The 18,334-nt window shown below is 58.1% G+C and carries 17 protein-coding genes and 1 tRNA gene; 12 read left to right on the top strand and 6 right to left on the bottom strand.

The features are described from left to right. Positions 1–107: 107 nt before the first annotated feature. Positions 108–725, top strand: coding sequence for a LysE family transporter (locus WNY61_RS00220; RefSeq protein WP_342849444.1), 618 nt, complete (start codon positions 108–110; stop codon positions 723–725). 6 nt (positions 726–731) lie between these two features. Here the strand turns inward: WNY61_RS00220 and WNY61_RS00215 are convergent, their stop codons facing one another. Continuing rightward, positions 732–1,442 carry a Crp/Fnr family transcriptional regulator gene (locus WNY61_RS00215; protein ID WP_342849443.1) on the bottom strand — a complete coding sequence of 237 codons (711 nt, stop codon included), beginning with the start codon at positions 1,440–1,442 and terminating at the stop codon, positions 732–734. A 477-nt stretch (positions 1,443–1,919) separates the two neighbouring features. On the opposite strand from WNY61_RS00215, the gene rpsU reads away from it, so the two are divergent. Continuing rightward, the gene (gene rpsU / locus WNY61_RS00210) at positions 1,920–2,120 is read left to right on the top strand and encodes a 30S ribosomal protein S21 (protein WP_040700433.1); all 201 of its coding nucleotides are present in this window, start codon (positions 1,920–1,922) and stop codon (positions 2,118–2,120) included. Positions 2,121–2,564: 444 nt separating this feature from the next. Here the strand turns inward: rpsU and WNY61_RS00205 are convergent, their stop codons facing one another. Together WNY61_RS00205 and WNY61_RS00200 are read right to left on the bottom strand one after the other, a co-directional pair. Beyond that, on the bottom strand, positions 2,565–3,257 hold the full coding sequence (locus WNY61_RS00205) for a GntR family transcriptional regulator (protein ID WP_342849442.1): 693 nt from the start codon (positions 3,255–3,257) through the stop codon (positions 2,565–2,567). Next, the gene (locus WNY61_RS00200; RefSeq protein ID WP_342849441.1) at positions 3,257–6,172 is read right to left on the bottom strand and encodes an FAD-linked oxidase C-terminal domain-containing protein; all 2,916 of its coding nucleotides are present in this window, start codon (positions 6,170–6,172) and stop codon (positions 3,257–3,259) included. The genes WNY61_RS00205 and WNY61_RS00200 overlap by 1 nt, the downstream gene beginning before the upstream one ends. 203 nt (positions 6,173–6,375) lie before the next feature. Between WNY61_RS00200 and WNY61_RS00195 the strand changes: the two genes are divergently transcribed. The 8 genes from WNY61_RS00195 to WNY61_RS00160 all read left to right on the top strand — a co-directional run bounded on the left by WNY61_RS00195 (position 6,376) and on the right by WNY61_RS00160 (position 13,477). After that, the gene (locus tag WNY61_RS00195; protein ID WP_342849440.1) at positions 6,376–7,470 is read left to right on the top strand and encodes an aminotransferase class V-fold PLP-dependent enzyme; all 1,095 of its coding nucleotides are present in this window, start codon (positions 6,376–6,378) and stop codon (positions 7,468–7,470) included. 61 nt (positions 7,471–7,531) lie between these two features. After that, a complete protein-coding gene (locus tag WNY61_RS00190; protein WP_342849439.1) occupies positions 7,532–8,512 on the top strand; it encodes a TRAP transporter substrate-binding protein in 981 nt (326 codons plus the stop codon). Between the two features lie 120 nt (positions 8,513–8,632). Beyond that, positions 8,633–9,199 (top strand): TRAP transporter small permease subunit, encoded by a 567-nt coding sequence (locus WNY61_RS00185; RefSeq protein WP_342849438.1) that lies wholly within the window; start codon positions 8,633–8,635, stop codon positions 9,197–9,199. Further along, positions 9,199–10,479, top strand: a complete 1,281-nt coding sequence (locus tag WNY61_RS00180) for a TRAP transporter large permease (protein ID WP_342849437.1) — start codon at positions 9,199–9,201, stop codon at positions 10,477–10,479. The genes WNY61_RS00185 and WNY61_RS00180 overlap by 1 nt, the downstream gene beginning before the upstream one ends. Next, positions 10,476–11,261 carry an enoyl-CoA hydratase/isomerase family protein gene (locus WNY61_RS00175; protein WP_342849436.1) on the top strand — a complete coding sequence of 262 codons (786 nt, stop codon included), beginning with the start codon at positions 10,476–10,478 and terminating at the stop codon, positions 11,259–11,261. The genes WNY61_RS00180 and WNY61_RS00175 overlap by 4 nt, the downstream gene beginning before the upstream one ends. Beyond that, positions 11,258–12,475 carry a CoA transferase gene (locus WNY61_RS00170; protein WP_342849435.1) on the top strand — a complete coding sequence of 406 codons (1,218 nt, stop codon included), beginning with the start codon at positions 11,258–11,260 and terminating at the stop codon, positions 12,473–12,475. The genes WNY61_RS00175 and WNY61_RS00170 overlap by 4 nt, the downstream gene beginning before the upstream one ends. Before the next feature lie 87 nt (positions 12,476–12,562). Next, positions 12,563–12,988 (top strand): heme-binding protein, encoded by a 426-nt coding sequence (locus tag WNY61_RS00165; RefSeq protein ID WP_342849434.1) that lies wholly within the window; start codon positions 12,563–12,565, stop codon positions 12,986–12,988. Positions 12,989–13,204: 216 nt separating this feature from the next. After that, positions 13,205–13,477 carry a hypothetical protein gene (locus WNY61_RS00160; RefSeq protein WP_342849433.1) on the top strand — a complete coding sequence of 91 codons (273 nt, stop codon included), beginning with the start codon at positions 13,205–13,207 and terminating at the stop codon, positions 13,475–13,477. Between the two features lie 48 nt (positions 13,478–13,525). Here WNY61_RS00160 and WNY61_RS00155 read toward each other — a convergent pair whose 3' ends face one another. Next, positions 13,526–14,191, bottom strand: coding sequence for a L,D-transpeptidase (locus WNY61_RS00155; protein WP_342849431.1), 666 nt, complete (start codon positions 14,189–14,191; stop codon positions 13,526–13,528). A 402-nt stretch (positions 14,192–14,593) separates the two neighbouring features. Here WNY61_RS00155 and WNY61_RS00150 point away from each other — a divergent pair, with 402 nt between their 5' ends. Further along, the gene (locus tag WNY61_RS00150; RefSeq protein ID WP_342849430.1) at positions 14,594–15,991 is read left to right on the top strand and encodes a PAS domain S-box protein; all 1,398 of its coding nucleotides are present in this window, start codon (positions 14,594–14,596) and stop codon (positions 15,989–15,991) included. Positions 15,992–16,142: 151 nt separating this feature from the next. After that, positions 16,143–16,904, top strand: coding sequence for a glutaredoxin (locus WNY61_RS00145; protein WP_342849429.1), 762 nt, complete (start codon positions 16,143–16,145; stop codon positions 16,902–16,904). Between the two features lie 53 nt (positions 16,905–16,957). Here WNY61_RS00145 and WNY61_RS00140 read toward each other — a convergent pair. Beyond that, positions 16,958–17,034, bottom strand: a tRNA-Pro gene (locus WNY61_RS00140). Positions 17,035–17,222: 188 nt separating this feature from the next. Beyond that, positions 17,223–18,329 (bottom strand): 3-isopropylmalate dehydrogenase, encoded by a 1,107-nt coding sequence (gene leuB / locus WNY61_RS00135; RefSeq protein WP_007118634.1) that lies wholly within the window; start codon positions 18,327–18,329, stop codon positions 17,223–17,225. Positions 18,330–18,334: the final 5 nt, after the last annotated feature.

Genomic DNA, 18,334 nt, shown 5'->3' with positions numbered 1-18,334 from the left:
CGCCGTGATGGATGCGTTGGTGCCATGAGCCGGAGCGGTGGTCTGTGACCACGTTCACATCGCGCAGCGTCGATCTCTGCGATCACCGATCCACAACAGGATTGGAGATGACCATGACACCGGAAATCTGGATTGCCCTTGCCGCCGCGAACTTCATGGCCTCGCTTGTGCCGGGTCAGAACGCAGCCTTTGTCGGATCCGCGACCGCGCGCGCCGGGGTGTGGGGGGGTGGCCTGGCAACGAGCGGCATTCTCGCCGCCGAGATGATCTGGTCGGTTGCCGCGCTCCTCATTGCACTTGGTGCGCGTGAATTGGACCCCCGACTTTGGACGGCTTTGCAGATCGGCAGCGGTATCGTCCTTGTTGCTCTTGGCTATCTGACCTTCCGGGCCTCGGGCGCTACCGGTCCCGGCGCAGTCCGGCCGCGCAGCGGCCTGCGCATTTCGGCGCAGGGGTTGTGGATCGGGCTTGCCAACCCGATCGCGCTGGTGTTCTTCCTGTCGCTTTTCCCGGCTTTCGTGCCTGCTGGCAGCACGCAGGCGGATGCCGGGATGGTGTTGTTCTACGCCTCGGCCATTCTCGCCTCGTCAGCAGCCGGGATTGCGCCCTATCTCGTCGTATCCGGCGCGCTGGCGAGAGGCGGATTTTCGGTACCCCTGCAGATGTCGTGTGGGAGCATGCTTGTGTTGCTTGGGGGGCTGGTTCTGGTCCGACTGGCCATTTGACGCCCGTCAGGCACCCAGTTGCGCCTCGGTGTTTGCACGCGCGGCGAGCGCCGCCAGGTCGGGCACCACGATGTAGCCGTCTTCGACGAATACCAACCGATCATGCGCAAGGGCCGCCATCCGCTTGTTCACCGCTTCACGGGTAACCCCCAGCATCGAGGCAAGGTCAGATTGCGAGAACCTGCGGGTCAGCCGCGCGTGGTTTGATTCCAGCTTGCCGTACGACAGCGCCAGTTCGTATAACTTGAGCGCCAGACGCCCACTTAGTCCGCTGAAGGCGAAGCCACCGATCGTTTGGGTATTGCGCCGCAACAGCTCGCAGAGAAGTTGGATGAGGTGGCGCGCTAAGGCAGGATCGCGTGCCAGCACGGTCTCCATCGCCCGACAAGGTAGGACCAGACATTCCGAGCGCTCGACCACCGTGGCATTGGCCGTGCGGGGCAAACCGTCGAGAAGCGCGATCTCGCCGAAGGGATCGCCGGCTTCCAGCAGCGCCAGCGTCAGCTCGCGCCCGTCGGAATCCGCAATCCAGATCCGGACGAGGCCGGAAAGCACGATATGCATCCCATCCGCCGCATCCCCGGTCTGGAAGAGGGTCTTCCCAATTGGACTGGTCAAGACATGACTGGCTGCTGTCAGCGCCAAAATGCTTTGCGGATCGGCGCCGGTGAACAGATAACAGTCACTGAGAGCATGTTCCCATTTTTCCCGCCGCATTCACCCATTCCTTTTCTTCAGGATTGCCATCAGAGGTTAAGGTGTCAACTGGCCCCCACCCCTGTCAGCGCCGGTGCGATGTCGAAAGCAGAACGGGGAATGCTATCATTCGCCCGCAGATGGCTGGTCAAACCCCCGGGGACCGATCCGGCTAAGTTTGCAGCCATTCTGATAGGAGTAATCCGTAAAATGGCCTCCGGGCCGGCCTGCGGCGGTGCAGTACAAAACCCGCTTTCAATGTTATCTGAATGCCAGCTCCCGCTGAAACCGCCCGGTCGCATTGCGGTCGAAGCGAACGGCGGCTACCCGCCCTCCCTACCAGATGCTGCAGAGACGAAACCAAGGACCATCTACTTGCAGCGAACATCAGAATTGTCCCGGATGGCTGACCTTGCTGTACAATATCGTTTAGGGTTGTTATTTGGCCAGTGAATGTAAGTCTCTGCAACTCCAAACAAGAAAGTTAGTGAAAACTACATGCAGGTTAGTGTACGCGACAATAACGTCGATCAAGCCCTCCGAGTTCTAAAGAAAAAGCTCCAAAAGGAAGGCGTATTCCGTGAAATGAAGCTCAAGCAACATTTCGAGAAACCTTCCGAGAAAAACGCGCGTCAGAAGGCAGAAGCGATTCGCCGTGCTCGCAAGCTGGCACGAAAGAAGCTGGAACGCGAAGGGTGATCTAGGTCGACTTTTGGCCCTAATTGAACAAAACCCCCGCTGCCGATGGCAGCGGGGGTTTTTCGTACCTGCAGGACATTTTTGCATCGATAGCCCGAATTTCAAAATACCCTAAAGCGGACCTCGCCATAGCCGGAACGAATGGAGCCGATGTCCGCTCTCCCGGCCTTCATCCGCTCACAATGCTGCGAGATGGGCAGCAAGGCGGTTCAATCGCGCTCCGGACGCGTGCTCGGACAGTTGTTTCGCGAGCGGGTTGGACAAGGGGTTGGGTCATGAAGTTCGCTGAGATGCGGAGTGATATTAGAAGCGGGCATTCAGATCGTAGTTCGGGATTGGACCGGCTCAAAACTGGCGGGTGGCCAGTCAAAGGTAGGGCACGAAGTAACTGCGATAGTGCCTAGGTTGGAGGGGCCGTTGGTTAAAGTCGGATTTGGTGACGGCTTACATAGGCTCCGAAGGCTCGTTTTGCGCCTCAAGCCACTGGACTACCGAAACGCGCTTGGATTCCATGTGATCCAGAAGCGTGCGCGCTAACCGCCTGCCGTCCTTATCGATCAAGAATTTTAGTATATTTTCGTGCTCCTGCACGGCTGCGTACCACCTGCCTTCTGTCATGTTAGCAAGGTAGCGGGCGCGCTGCATCCTCAACGAAAGAGCCTGACAGGAGGTCGTCAAAGTGTCGTTGCGTGCCGCGAGCAAAATTGCGCGGTGGATTTTCTGGTTGATCGCGAAATAAGAGTCCAGATCTCGCGTTTCGTAGCTTTCAATCATCTGCGCGTGCAGCCTACGCACGGCATTGATTTCATCGGTCGTGATGCTTTTGCACGCCAGTTCGCCTGACAGTGCTTCAAGCGCGCCGAGCACTGGGAAAACCTCCTCGACTTCACTAATCGTGACCAGAGTGACCCAAGCCCCTCGGTTAGGTTCCAGCCGGATCAGCCCGTCTGACGCGAGAACCTTCAGCGCCTCCCGAAGGGGGGTCCGCGACACACCAAAGCGAGTGCAGAGCAGCTTTTCCGGCACTTTCGACCCCGGGGTCAATTCGCCGCTGATGATCAGGGGTTGCAGGCGGTCGACCAGCTCCTGATGCAAGGATTTACGTGTAATGGCCTGAGCTGGCGCGTTTTGCATCATTAGGTGGCTTCCTCGCCGGTTTTTAGGGCCATTTCCAGCAGGCGGGCCACGTGAATGGGCTTGCGCCCTGCAATATCCGAGACTTGATGCCGACACGAGGTGCCATCGGCCACGATCAAGGTGGATGCCTCGGCGCGGCGCACGGCGGGGGCCAGATCGGATTCGGCCATTTTACGCGAAACCTCGTGGGTGTCGACGCCGTATCCGAAAGAACCGGCCATGCCACAACAGCTTGTCTCGACCGTCTCAATCTCGGTGTCAGGCAGACGTGCTAGGGTCTTTTCGATGCTGGACATGATCCCCATCGCTTTTTGATGGCAGTGCCCATGCAGCAGAACTTTGGGCGCGGGCGAGGCCAATTGCAGATCAAACTCTGGGTTGTCTTCCTGATCGGCGATATATTCCTCCAGCATCCGCGCCTGCTGCGCCAGCAATGCGGTGTCTGCGCCGGGCAGCAGCGCCGGGATTTCATCGCGCAGGGTGAGCAGGCAGCTGGGTTCAAGACCGATGATTGGCAGTCCCTGTTGCGCATAGGGCAACAGCGCATCGACCAGCCGCTGGGCCTCGACTTTTGCTTCTTCAACAAGGCCCACCGACAGAAAGGTGCGCCCGCAGCACAGCGGCCGTTCGCCTGCGGGTTGCGTGGCCACGACGGCAGGGACTTTGGCCGCCTCCAGCACCTTAACCGTCGCGCGCAGGTTTTCAGGTTCAAAATAGCGGTTGAAGCAATCTGCGAAGATCACTGCTTTAGGCTGGTCGTGTTGTGCTACCTCCTGGTTGCGGAACGCCTGCGCGCTCCAGACGGGCAGGTCACGGGTGCGGGTGAAGCCGGTGATCCGTTCGGTCAGGGCGGCAAGGCCCGGCACGCAGTTGCGCAGGTTTGCCAGGACCGATAGGCGCGACGCCATCGGGGCATAGCGTGGCAGGTAACCGACAAGCCGATCGTGCAGACTGATCCCGTGCTTCTGGGCGCGTGCGGACATTACCTCGATCTTCATGCGCGCCATGTCCACGCCGGTCGGGCATTCGCGTTTGCAGCCTTTGCAGGAGACACAAAGTTTCATCGTCTCTGCCATCTCATCCGAGGTCAGCGCATCCGGTCCCAGCTGCCCGGTGATTGCCAGACGAAGGGTATTGGCGCGGCCGCGTGTCAGATCCTGTTCCTTGCGAGTGACACGGTACGAGGGGCACATAACGCCGCCCTTGAGCTTGCGGCAGGCCCCGTTGTTGTTGCACATCTCAATCGCACCCTGAAACCCGCCGCCGCTGCCGGTCCATTCGGACCAATCCAGCGCAGTTTTGATCTCGGGCGCGTTGTAGTCCGGGCCATAGCGGAACAGGCGCCGGTCATCCATTTTCGGCGCGTCGACGATCTTGCCGGGGTTGAACAGCCCTTCGGGATCGAAGCGCTGTTTTACTTCAGCAAAATTGGCCACCATGCGGGCGCCGAACATCTTTTCGTGGAATTCTGAACGAACCAGCCCATCGCCATGTTCGCCGGAATGAGAGCCCTTGTAGCGGGCGACGAGGTCAAAACATTCCTCGGCGATCTGGCGCATCGTCTTCACGTCTTTGTCCAATTTGAGGTTCAGCACCGGGCGCACATGCAGGCAGCCCACCGAGGCATGGGCGTACCAGGTGCCCTTGGTGCCGTGCCGGTCGAAAATCTCGGTCAGCCCAGCGGTATAGGCGGCGAGGTCCGGCAGTTCGACGGCGCAATCCTCGACAAAGGACACCGGCTTACCGTCGTCCTTCATCGACATCATGATATTGAGCCCCGAGCTCCGCAAATCGGCAATCCGACCTTGCAGGGCGGCGTCGGTCACCTTGGTCACCCCGCCCCAGTTTCGGCCCGTCCCGGTCCAGGAAAACCCTAGATCCCCCATCATCTCTTCAAGCTCTTTTAGCTTGGCGGGGTGACGAGTCACATCTTCTTCGGCAAATTCGACCAAGAGCAGCGCCTCGGGGCTGCCCGTCACGACTTCTGCGATTGTGGGTTGGAACATCGGAATGTCGCGGGCGAGGGAGATCATCGTGGCGTCGACCAATTCCACGCCCTGCGGTTGCAGCTTCACCAGATGTTGAGTGGCGTCCATCGCCTGGTGGAAGGTGGCAAAGTGGCAGACCCCCAGCACCTTTTGCGACAGAATTGGCCAGAGCTTCAGCTCAACGGCCGTGCTGTAGGCCAGCGTGCCTTCGGAGCCTACCAGAAGCTGCGCCAGATTTAGGGGCGCACTGTCCGGTGTCAGCGCGTCGATGTTGTAGCCGCCAACGCGCCGCATGACCTTTGGAAACCGGGCCTCTATCTCGGCTGCTTCGCGCCGGCCCAAGGACTGCATGTCGTCTTTCAACGCCTTATAGGCAGGCGAGGGGGCCGGGCCGTTGAGGCCAAAGTGATGGTGGCTGCCGTCGGCCATGAACCCATCGATCGATAGGACGTTGTCACGCATCATGCCATAGCGCAGCGATTTGCCGCCGCAGGAATTGTTACCGGCCATGCCGCCGATGGTAGCGCGCGAGGCGGTTGAGACATCGACAGGGAACCACAGCCCATGCGGTTTGAGCGCGCGGTTCAATACGTCCAGCACGATTCCGGGGCGGACGACGCAGCGCTGATTTTCGACATCGAGTTCGAGGATGTCGTTGAAATATTGAGTGTTGTCGAGAACAAGCGCCTCGTTCACCGTTTGGCCGCATTGCGAGGTGCCGCCGCCCCGCGGCAGGATCGGGACCCGTTGTTCCCGCGCGATGTCGATCGCAGCAGCGATGTCGTCTTCCGACTTCGGGCATAGAACGCCCAGCGGCATGATCTGATAGAGCGAGGCATCGGTGGCATAACGCCCGCGGGAGAACTGATCAAACATCAGGTCGCCCTCAACGCGGGACTGAAGAAGTTCAGAGAGTTGCTGAGGCATGTTTCAATCCCGCCGGCTGGTATGAAAGGAAAATGTTTTCATTGACATAATTTTGAATTCAAAATTAGATCAAGGCAACCAGAAAAGGATGTGACCACGGCAAAGGCCTGGTTCATCGACATTAGCGGGGGTTTCTTGTTTTGAGAAAAGCTGGTCGTCACTTCTTGCAGATCCCGGGGCCGAGCGCCGTCCCTGATCGGATTTTGAGCGCAATTTCCCAGCAGACGATTGATCACCGCGGGCCAGATTTCGCGGCTGTCGGGCTCAAGGCGTTGAATGGGCTGAAGACGATCTTCAAGACCGAAGAGCATGTATTCATCTATCCTGCCTCAGGCACCGGCGCCTGGGAAGCGGCGCTGGTCAACACCCTTTCGCCCGGTGATCGTGTCCTGATGTTTGAAACCGGGCATTTTGCGACCCTGTGGAAGAAATTGGCCGAAAAGCTGGGCATTAAGGCTGAGTTCATCGAAGGCGACTGGCAAGGCGGGGCGGATCCTGACCAGATTGAGGCCTATCTTGCCAAGGACACGTCGCATGAGATCAAGGCGGTCTGCGTGGTGCACAACGAAACCTCGACCGGGTCCGTGTCTCCGATCGCCGCCGTGCGCAAGGCGATAGACAGTGCCAAACATCCGGCGCTGTTTATGGTCGATACGATCTCGGGGCTTGCCTCGCTTGACTATCAACACGACGCTTGGGGCGTGGATGTAACCGTTTCGGGCTCGCAAAAGGGGCTGATGCTGCCGCCTGGACTGTCGTTCAATGCCGCAAGTGCCAAGGCACTGAACGCGAACAAGACAGCCAAACTGCAGCGCTCCTATTGGGACTGGGCAGAGATGTTGGGGCCGAACCAGACCGGATATTTTCCCTACACCCCTGCGACAAATCTGCTTTACGGTTTGAACGAGGCTATCGACATGCTGCACGAAGAGGGGCTGGACAATGTCTTTGCACGCCATGCCCGCCATGGTGCTGCAGCGCGGGCTGCGGTCCGGCATTGGGGGCTTGAGGTGCTCTGTGCTACACAGGGACAGGAGAGTGGCGTGCTTACGGCGGTTAAAATGCCGGACGGACATAGTGCTGATGCGTTCCGTGCCTCGACGCTGGAGCACTTCGACATCTCGCTCGGAAATGGGCTGTCCAAAGTGGCTGACAAGGTGTTCCGCATCGGACATCTGGGCGATTTCAACGACTTGATGCTTGTCGCAACGCTGGCTGGCGTCGAAATGGGATTGAAGAAAGCGGATGTTCCCCACGAGGAGGGTGGGGTTCAAGCCGCGATGCAGATGCTTGCCTGACACGGGCAGGCATCCAACGGCGGCGGCCCAAGATAAACGCGAAACTCTGGGAGGAGAAACCATGAAAGTGATGACAAGACTTCTGGCGGCCACTGCGGTCGCAGGTATGGCGACTTCGGTGTCGGCTGCCGACATGACGATGAAGTTCGGCCACGTAGGCGCGCCGGGCTCTCTCTTTGAAGCCACGGCAGAAAACTTTGCCGATTGTGTCAACTCTTCGATGACCGACAAGGTCGAAATGCAGACCTTTGGATCGTCCCAGTTGGGCAACGACAAAGAAATGCTTCAAAAGCTGAAACTGGCGCAGATGGACTTTTCGCTGCCGTCGTCGATCATGTCCTCGGTCGACGATTCCTTTGGTATTTTCGAAATGCCGTACATTATTACCAGCCGCGACCACATGCGCCGCGTGCAAGAAGAAATGATGGATGTGTTCCAGAAGGCCGCCAACGACAACGGCTATCACATCGTCGGATTGGCTGAGAACGGATTTCGTCACATCACCAACAACGTCCGGCCGATCAACCTTCCTGCCGATCTCGAAGGCGTCAAATTGCGCACGCCAAATGGTGTCTGGCGCTTGAAGATGTTCCAGGAATACGGCGCGAACCCGACGCCGATGGCATTTTCAGACGTGTTTACCGCACTGCAGACCGGTGTGATCGACGGTCAGGAAAACCCCTACGCACAGATCGCTTCAGCCAAGTTCCAAGAGGTGCAAAAGTACCTCTCGATTACAGGTCACGTCTACACGCCGGCCTATATTTTGACCTCCAAGAAAAAGTTCGACAGCCTACCGGAGGACGTACAGGCCGGGCTGACTGACTGCGCCAATCAGACGCAGGATTTCACCTATGAGACTGCGGCGGAGATGGAGAGCGTCCTGCTCAAGGAGATCGAGGATGCAGGCGTTGAAGTGAATACCGCTGACAAGGCCGCCTTCATCGAAGCTTCCAAGCCGATCTACAAACAGTTCGCTGACGAAGTCGATGGCGCGCAGGAGATGATCGACACCGTACTGGGCTTGGGCCAGTCGGGCTGACCTTCGGGCGGGCGACGGGTCTTTCCTGTCGCCCGATCTTACTTTTCTCAATGCTCATCCACCGCCTTGGCGCGCGCCCTGCGTGTGCTCTGTCGGGATGATGCCAACAGGTCCGGCCAAATGGAACATTTATCCTACCCCGTGTTGTCGCGCTTCAATCGGCTGGTCAGCCAGCTCCTCGAATGGATTACCATCGGGTTGATGATACTGCTGACCGTGGTCGTCAGTGTAGCCGTGATCGCCCGGCTAATGGGCGAAAGTTTCTCTTGGTATGACGAGATCGCGGCCATCATGTTGGCATGGATCACCTACTACGGCAGTGCACTTGCCGCCCTACACCGGCGCCATATCGGTTTTGATACAGTGCTGCTTGCGCTGCCGCAGGGCCTGCGGATCGCGGCGCTTCTGGCGGGCGAAGTGATCGTGCTGACGTTCTTTTTCCTGATGGCGCGCGCGGGATTTCAGGTGCTTGAGGTGCTGGCGGGTGACACGCTGGTCTCGCTCCGGTGGGTGCCGGTTCAATTCACGCAGTCGGTCATCCCGATCGGTGCCATCCTCTTCATGCTGGGACAGCTGCTCAGCCTGCCTGCCTATCTCAAGCTGACTTCTGACGGGATTTCGCTCGAACACGCAGAAATCGAGGAAGAAGTCGAAACCGAACTTGAAAAGAACAAGGATCGCGTCTGATGCTAATGGGTGCCATTTTCTTGGCGATGCTGCTGATGATCTGCATCAATATTCCGATTGCGGTCGCGCTTGCCATGTGCGGCGTGCTTGGCCTGCTTGCCACCGAAGGGTCGGGTAGTCTGGTGACGATCGCGCTCGACATGTACGACGGATCGACGAAGTTTTCGCTGATCGCGATCCCGATGTTTGTCCTTGCTGGTGCAATCATGAACGCCGGTGGCATCACCGACCGGCTGATCAACTTCGTATCTGCGATCATTGGTTTTATCCGCGGCGGGCTGGCAATGGTCAACATCGGTGTGTCGCTGTTTTTCGCGGAGATTTCCGGCTCGGCTGTCGCAGACGTTGCGGCGATGGGTTCGATCCTGATCCCGCAGATGAAAAAGCGCGGCTACAGCAAGGAATTCTCGGCCGCCGTTACGTCTTCTTCTGCCTCGCTTGCCATCATTATTCCCCCGTCGATCCCGATGATCCTTTACGCGGCCTCTGCGAACACCTCTGTAGAACAGCTCTTCGTTGCCGGACTGGTGCCGGGCCTGCTGGGTGCCGGCGGTTTGATGTTCGTCGCTTATGTTTTCGCAAAGCGCTACAACTTTCCAACCGAAGACGCGTTCAAAATGGCGCGCCTGCGCGAAACCTTTATGGACGCTTTGCCGGCGTTTACGCTGCCAGTGATCATCCTCGGCGGTATCTTTGGCGGCTTTGTCACTGCGACCGAAGCCGCGGGGCTGGCTGTCATCGCTTCGCTCGCCGTGTCGGCTTGGTATGGCAATCTCAACATCCGCCATCTGCGCCGCGCTATGTTGGACGGTGGCATGCAAACGGCAGTCGTGATGCTTTTGGTTGCGGCTTCGGTACTCATGGGGGGCTTCCTGACCCGCGCGCAGATACCGCAGCAACTTGCCGAAAGCATCCTTTCGGTGACAACCCAGCAATGGGCGATCCTGCTGATCCTGAATTTCTTCTTCTTGATTATCGGCTTCTTTTTGCACTCCGCTGCTGCGATTATCCTCGTCATTCCAATTGTCATACCGCTGATTACGGCTGCGGGGATCGACCCGGTGCATTTCGGGCTGGTCGTGACCCTTAACCTCGCCATCGGCCAACAGACACCGCCAGTGGCATCTGTGCTAATCACCGCCTGTTCGGTGGCCCGCGCAAACATCTGGGAAGTGTCCAAGGTCAACATCTGGTTCGTCGGTGTGCTCTTGGCGGTCCTGATGATCTGCACCTATGTCCCTGCGGTCCCAATGTTCCTTGTGGAGTATTTCTACCGATGAATTCTGAAACGCCCGACCTGTCTGAAGACCTCCGCGATGGGGTACTCTGGATTACATTTGAGCGTCCGGAGGCTCGAAACGCGCTTACTTTTGCGATGTACGAACGCCTCGCCTCCCTTTGCTCGGACTTGCCAACCGATGGCACGGTGCGCGCCGTGGTCATCTCCGGGGCAGGGGGCAAGGCCTTTGCAGCAGGCACCGATATGACCCAGTTCCGCGCTTTCGACACGGCACAAGACGCGCTGGATTATGAAAACCGGATCGATGCCGTTCTGGAGGCAGTGGAACGCTGTCTTGTGCCGACAATCGCCGCAATCAATGGCGCGTGCACCGGCGGTGGCGGTTCCATCGCGGCGGCCTGTGACATCCGGATCGCGTCGGCCAGCCTTAAATACGGCTTTCCCATCGCACGCACGCTTGGCAATTGCCTCGCAGCGGGCAACCTTGCGCGACTGTCCGAGCTGATTGGGGCAGGGCGGGTTCGTGAGCTCATATTCACGGCGCGCCTGATTGAGGCGGACGAGGCGCTGCGTGTCGGGCTTGTCAGTGAAGTCCTGCCCGACGAGGCCAGCTTGATGGCGCGGGCGAAAGCACTTGCTGACCACGTGGGGTCGATGGCCCCCCTGACCTTGCGCGCCACCAAGGAGGCCATGCGCCGCACCCGCGCGGCCACAAAAGTTGACGATTCCGACCTCATCACCATGTGCTACATGAGCGACGATTTCCGCACCGGCCTTGAGGCTTTCTTGGGCAAGCGCAAACCTGAGTGGACCGGCAAATGAGCACCTCATCAGGACCGCTCAAGGGGCTACGCGTTATCGAGCTGGCGCATATCATGGCAGGGCCGGTATGCGGCATGATGCTGGCCGATATGGGCGCCGACGTGATCAAGGTCGAAAAACCGACTGGGGACGACAGCCGAAGGTTTGTACCTCCGGAAATCGGAGGCGAAGCGGCCGCTTACATGATGATGAATCGCAACAAACGCGGCATCGCCCTCAATCTCAAAGATCCCGAAGCGCTTGAGGTCTTACGTCGACTACTGGCCGAAGCCAACGTGGTAATAGAGAACTACCGTAAAGGCACTATGGAAAAGCTGGGCCTCTCATACGAAGAGCTGGCAAAAGTGAATCCGCGTCTGATCTATTGTGAGATTTCGGGGTTCGGTCGCACTGGCCCCTATGCCGACCGCGGAGGCTTCGATCTGATTGCGCAAGGCATGGCTGGCCTGATGTCAATTACTGGAGAAGCGCCCGGACGTCCGCCAGTCAAGGTCGCCGCGCCGATTTCTGATATCAACGCAGGCATCTTGGCGGCTATGGGAATCAGCGCGGCCTATGCCAACGTGTTGCAGACAGGGCTCGGCCAAAAGGTAGACACCTCCCTGTTCGAGGCAGCGATCGTTCAAACCTACTGGCAGTCCGCAATCGCTTTTGCCACCGGCAAGAAGCCTGAGCCGCTTGGATCTGCGCATCCCCTTAACGCACCGTACCAGGCGTTTCAGACCAGCGACGGCTGGATAAATGTAGGGGCCGCAAATCAGAGCAACTGGGAGCGGTTTCTGAGGGTGATCGGCGCACCGGAGCTAAATGACGATGCCAGGTTCGCGTCGAATGCCGATCGCATACGCAATCTGCCTGCGCTGGTCGAAATCTTAAACGGATACCTTTCACAGGAGACAACTGAAACCTGGTTGGATCGCATGGAAAAGGCGGCGCTGCCGGCCGGACCCGTCAACGACATCCTGCAGATGCACGCGGATCCACAGGCGCGCGCGCGCGACATGATCGTTGAATTGGATCACCCCACAGCCGGAAGGGTTGAAACCTTGGGGCAGCCGGTAAAATTCAGTCGAACCCCCGGCAGCGTCGAACGCGCGTCCCCGCTGTTGGGAGAGCACACAAGAGAAGTTTTGTCCGAACTCGGGTTCGACAGCGCAAAAATAGATGCCCTAATACAGTCACAGGCAGTGGTTGCGGCCACTACATCATGCTGACCTCGGCGCGCACGAAAGGATAGCCAATGGATGCGCGACCCTACGCTGCCAATCCGCATATCAATGTACACATGACAGGAAAATCCCATGAACCTCAGCCTCGATCAGGCGCAAGCCATCATAAAAAATTGCCTTGAATGGCGCAAATCGAACGACCTGAAGCCATTGACGATCGCTGTATTGGACAGCGGTGGTTATTTGGTGGCGCTTGCAAGGGAAGACGGAACCAGCAATTTGAGACCGGATATTGCGCAAGGCAAAGCGCGGGGAGCAGTGGCAATGGGGTTGGGATCGCGGGCGCTTTTCGAAAGAGCTAAGGCGGAACCGTTTTTCATCCAGGCAATGAATGCGCTATCGAACGGCTCACTGGTGCCGGTTGCCGGCGGTGTACTGGTCAAAAAGGATGGTGTCATTTTGGGATCGGTTGGCATTACGGGAGATAATTCAGACAACGACGAGGCTTGCGCAATTGCAGCGATTGAGAAGGCAGGTTTTGTCGCAGACGGTGGATGATAGGTTGTCGGTCCAGCCCGCATAGAGCGCGGAGCAAGGCCGGCCCATCGACGATGGAAAAGAGATCAAAAAAAGTTTGCGCAGACATCCACTTTTGCCGGTACAAATGTGGCTTACGTGATGTCTCAACCAGCATATAAGCCGCCCTTGGCGCTTGAAATCCCCACCCGGTCTGTCAGATTGCCCGCGATATAATTAGGAATGGCAGAGACTTTGATGAAGACAGGAACATTTGTAATCGGGGCGGCCTTACTGGCCGTCGCCGGATGTACGGTACCCGCAACAGCGCCGCAGAGCAACTCTACTCGGGTTGGCAACCTGCCGGAGTCTGTGGTGCGCCTTGCTGCGCCAAACCAAGATCTGACAACAGCGCGTTTGTTGCCCGAAGATGGTTGTTTTTGGTACCAGCATAATGGTCCGGTTGAGACGACACTCGTGCCGCTGCGCGCGGTGGGCGGCAATCCGATCTGCACCAGAAGCCAAGCCTAAAAAATTAAAGGGGACCGCTGTAAGGCGGTCCCCGTCTTTCGTCGCAGTTTAGCTACGTGCGACAACGCTTTCTTCTGCCGAATAGAGATAGGCCGTCGAGCCGGTCCGAACATTCGGGTAAAGCTGATTGATATGCGCCATGATCATCCGAACACAGCCCGAGCTTGCTCGGCCGCCGATGCTGCGCGGCTCAGGCGTGCCATGAATGCGCAGATATGTATCGCGGTTGCCTTGGAATAGATAGAGCGCGCGTGAGCCGAGCGGGTTTTCTGGACCGGGGTCAACACCGTCTTGAAGGCCGGCATAAAGCTCGGGGTCGCGCTTGATCATATTCTGGGTGGGCGTCCAATGCGGCCATTCCACCTTGCGTTTGATGGTATAAGTGCCCGGCTCATAGAGGTTCCCACGCGCAATCGCGACACCATAGCGCATCGCGGTGCCACCCTCTTCGATGTGGTAGACATAGCGGGCGACGGCATCCACATGCACATCTCCAACGCGCAGGCTGTCGTTTGCGACAACACGCTGCGGCAAAAAGCGCGGATGCACGCCCCACGGATTGCTTGTGGCCGGATCAAAACCCGCGGGAGTGACCTGCGCGTCCCAAGAAGCCTTTTCGGCACCTGTTGGACGGGTGCGCGCCATTAGGGGCGTGGCGATGGCACTGGAAAACAGCGCGGTGGTTGTCTGGATGAAATGTCGTCGTGTCAGCATGTATTCGCTCCGTAATTGCGTCGCTGCCAAAAGGCAGAAGCATCTGCGTGTATGAAAGACTAACGGCCTGTCCCCGCTGTAGGTTCAAGGAAGAAGGCACTTGCTAAAGAAATTGTGACTAAAACCACACGGTTTTGTGGGAAGTGCTGGGCAGGAAGGGAGTTTAGTCCGCTGATCTAAGATAAACGAGCTGCCGCAGCTCAGTCGCGCCATGACCGATTTTGGATGGCGGTACGGGAGAGCTGTGCGATCGTGCATTCGGGCAACCGGCAAGGACCGACTACGGGATCGCAGCCATGGCGCGGAAAGTGCCGACAGTACCCCCTCAAACGACGAATGGGCCTTTAACAATTAAACCTAAGTTAACTTTTGCAGGTCTCGGAACTGCGCTATTGTGTTGATATGTTGATAAGCCCTCAGAGCGTAACGCTCGACGCCAGCCATTTCGAACTGATTGAGGCGATGACCGACGAAGTGGTCATTCTTGACGCCACAGGCAGAATTGTGGCCGTCAATACAGCATGGAAACTCTTTTGCGAAGAAAACGACGGTGACAGTGGGTCGCATTACGTGGGGGCCAATTATTTCGACATCTGCACTGCGGCGGTAATGGATACTGTGGTACAGGCCGAAGCCGTCTTGGACGGACTTAAAAAAGCTTTGAAAACAGGTGCTTCCTATGAGGGGGAATATCCCTGCGATGGGCCGGGCGTGCGGCGCTGGTTTCAACTGAATGCCAACCGGATGACGATACAGGGCGCGCCTTGCTTGCTGCTTCAGCACCGCAACGTGACAACACGGCGCATGGCCCATGACGATATTGAACGGGCCCATGTGCAGGCCGAGACATTCGCAGCACTGGTCGCCACCACGGGCGAAGCGATCCTGACCTATGATCTGGATGGCCGCATCATCAGCTGGAACCCGGCCGCTGAGCATCTTTACGGCTATACTGAGCAAGAGGCTTTGGGCCAGTCCGTTGAATTACTCTATCCGGCGGATTGGTCAACGAGCGTTTTTGAGTACCGGGATCAGATCATAGCGGGCAATCTGCGTCAGTTCGATGCGGTACGCGTCGCCAAAGATGGCACGAAGCGTTACGTGACCGTTGCCTGTACGCCTATCAGAACGCTGTCGGGGGACATCGTCTCAATCTCTAACATTCACCATGATGTGACAGCCACACGCAAGGCCGAGGAGGTGCGCGACCTGGTGTCTCGGGAGGTCATTCACCGCGCAAAGAACATGCTGTCTTTGGTCACGGCGATGCAGCGCCAAACTGCCAATTCCGCCACGTCGATGATAGAGTTCAACAAGTCCTTCGGTGACCGCATTCAGGCGCTGGCCCGTTCGACCGATTTGCTGGTCGATGGGGGGTGGTCGTCTGTCGATCTTAAACAACTGGTCCGGGCTCAGTTGGATCCCTTCTCGTTCGGGCAGGGCGAAGTGGTTCATGTAGCTGGCCCTTCAGTTTCACTGGGCCCGCAGGCTTTGCAGCTGATCGGTATGGCGCTGCACGAGCTTGCGACCAATTCCACCAAATACGGTGTCATGAGCGATGGACGCGGACATATCGAATGTCGCTGGTCGCGCGAAGAAACGGGTGGATTGCGCTTTCAATGGCGGGAAACGGGGATCACACTTGATCCTTCCCTTAACAAAGCGTCAGGCTTTGGCAGTAAAGTTCTTTCGGTGCTGGCGCCTGCCATGGTCGACGGGGCCGCAACGACTGAAACCAGCGAAGATACACTGACTTGGACGGTCACGATCCCATCCGGCCATTTGGGCGACACTGCTTGAGATTGGTTGTGACAGCCGCGCCTGTCGTTGCGCACGATCTCTAGGCAATCTGTTCTCCTGTGGGACTAATTTCGCGATTTACGGAACTCTCCCGCGCTGGAAACCTGTTTCTTCTCCAAGAGCGCTACCCCGAACGCGAGAATTGGAGAATATGATGGCCGATGGACATGGCAAGACCGCAACCCTGTACCGTATGGTGATGGAACAGCACCTCTGCCCCTACGGATTGAAATCGAAAGACCTGCTAGAACGGCAGGGCTATAACGTCGATGACAATCACCTCACCACCCGTGAGCAGACAGATGCCTTCATGGCGAAAGAAGGGGTCGAAACCACACCGCAGACCTTTATCGACGGTGAGCGGATCGGCGGGTACGATGATCTTCGCGTACACTTTGACTTGGATAAACCCAAAGATGAGCAATCAGACACAAGCTATCAGCCCGTAATCGCGATCTTCGGTGTGGCTTTCCTTATGGCTCTGGGCTTGTCTTGGTACGCCTTCGGAAACATCCTTACGCTGCGCGCGTTTGAATGGTTCATCTCGATCTCGATGTGTTTCCTTGCTGTGCAAAAGCTGCAGGACATCGAGAGTTTTTCGACAATGTTTTTAAACTATGACCTGCTGGCGCAGCGTTGGGTGCCCTATGGAAAGGTCTATCCATTTGGCGAGGCTTTGGCAGGTATCTTGATGACTGCAGGCGCGCTGACGTGGCTGTCGGCCCCTGTCGCACTTGTTATCGGCGGGATCGGCGCGGTGTCGGTGATCAAAGCGGTCTATATCGACAAGCGCGAGCTTAAGTGTGCCTGTGTCGGCGGGTCGAGCAATGTGCCGCTGGGGTTTGTCTCGCTTACCGAGAATGTCATGATGGTTGTCATGGGGACCTGGATGCTGATCAAGGTCTACGGCTAAGCAGTTCCGGGGTGATTTGGGGCGCAGGTGTAGCGTGCGATCAGGGGGGTATCTGGTCGGGCTGAGAGGATTCGAACCTCCGACCCCCTGCTCCCGAAGCAGGTGCGCTACCAGGCTGCGCTACAGCCCGACCGATGGGCGGCGCATAGCTGAGCTTCGCGGAATTGGCAATTGTTCAACTAGATGGATTTGGCAATATGCTGGGGGAAGCGGGGCGAAGATGGGGCGCTGCCCCAGCAGCCTCTGGCTGCTTCCCCGCGGGTATTTAAGAAAGGATGAAGGGGAGTGGGGCGGGGCATAAAAACCCCGCCGCCTTTGTTAAAGGCTCGCGTCGAGCGCTTTGAGGATCGCGTCGCCCATTTCTTTGGTGGTGATGGGGGTGCCGTCTTCGGGGCCCATCAGGTCTGGGGTGCGGGCACCATCGGCGAGGGCTGTCTCAACAGCCTTTTCCAGACGGGCGGCTTCTTCGCCTTGGTCGAAAGAATAGCGCAGCGCCATGGCGAAGCTGAGGATGCACGCGATTGGGTTGGCTTTGCCTTGGCCCGCGATGTCGGGCGCGGAGCCGTGAACGGGCTCGTAGAGGGCTTTGGGGCGGCCATCGGCATTGGGGGCGCCGAGGCTTGCGGAGGGCAGCATGCCGAGGCTGCCCGTGAGCATAGCGGCACAATCGCTGAGGATATCGCCAAAGAGGTTGTCGGTGACGATCACGTCGAACTGTTTGGGCGCGCGGACCAGCTGCATCGCGCCATTGTCGGCGTACATATGGCTAAGTTCGATGTCGGGGTATTCGGCATCACGGACGCGCTGCGTGACTTCGCGCCACAGGATGCCGCTTTCCATGACGTTGGCTTTTTCCATCGAGCAGACTTTGCTGCTGCGGCGGCGGGCGAGTTCAAAGGCGGAGCGGGCGACGCGCTCGATCTCGCTTTCGGTGTAGCGCTGTGTGTTGATGCCGACGCGTTCGTTGCCTTCCTCAAAAATGCCGCGGGGTTCGCCGAAGTAAACGCCAGAGGTCAGTTCGCGGACGATCATGATGTCGAGCCCGGCGACGATGTCTTTTTTCAGCGAGGAGAAATCGGCCAGCGCGTCAAAGCATTGTGCCGGGCGCAGGTTGGAGAAGAGGTCCATCTCTTTGCGCAGGCGCAAGAGGCCGCGCTCGGGTTTCACGGAGAAATCGAGATCGTCGTATTTCGGGCCGCCGACGGCGCCCAAGAGCACCGCATCGACTTCGAGCGCGCGGGCCATTGTGTCATCGTGCAGGGGTGTGCCGTGTTTGTCATAGGCCGCACCGCCGACCAGATCATGCTCTACATCGAAGGCCAGATCGCGCTTTTCGCCGAACCAGTCGATGATGCGCGTGACCTGCGCCATGACCTCGGGGCCGATGCCGTCGCCGGGGAGGATGAGCAAGGATGGGTTGGCCATGGGAA

The organism is Sulfitobacter sp. AS92 (assembly GCF_038900015.1).
GTDB lineage: Bacteria > Pseudomonadota > Alphaproteobacteria > Rhodobacterales > Rhodobacteraceae > Sulfitobacter.
The sequence above is the reverse complement of the archived record's forward strand: the minus strand, read 5'-3'. Positions and strand labels throughout refer to the sequence as shown.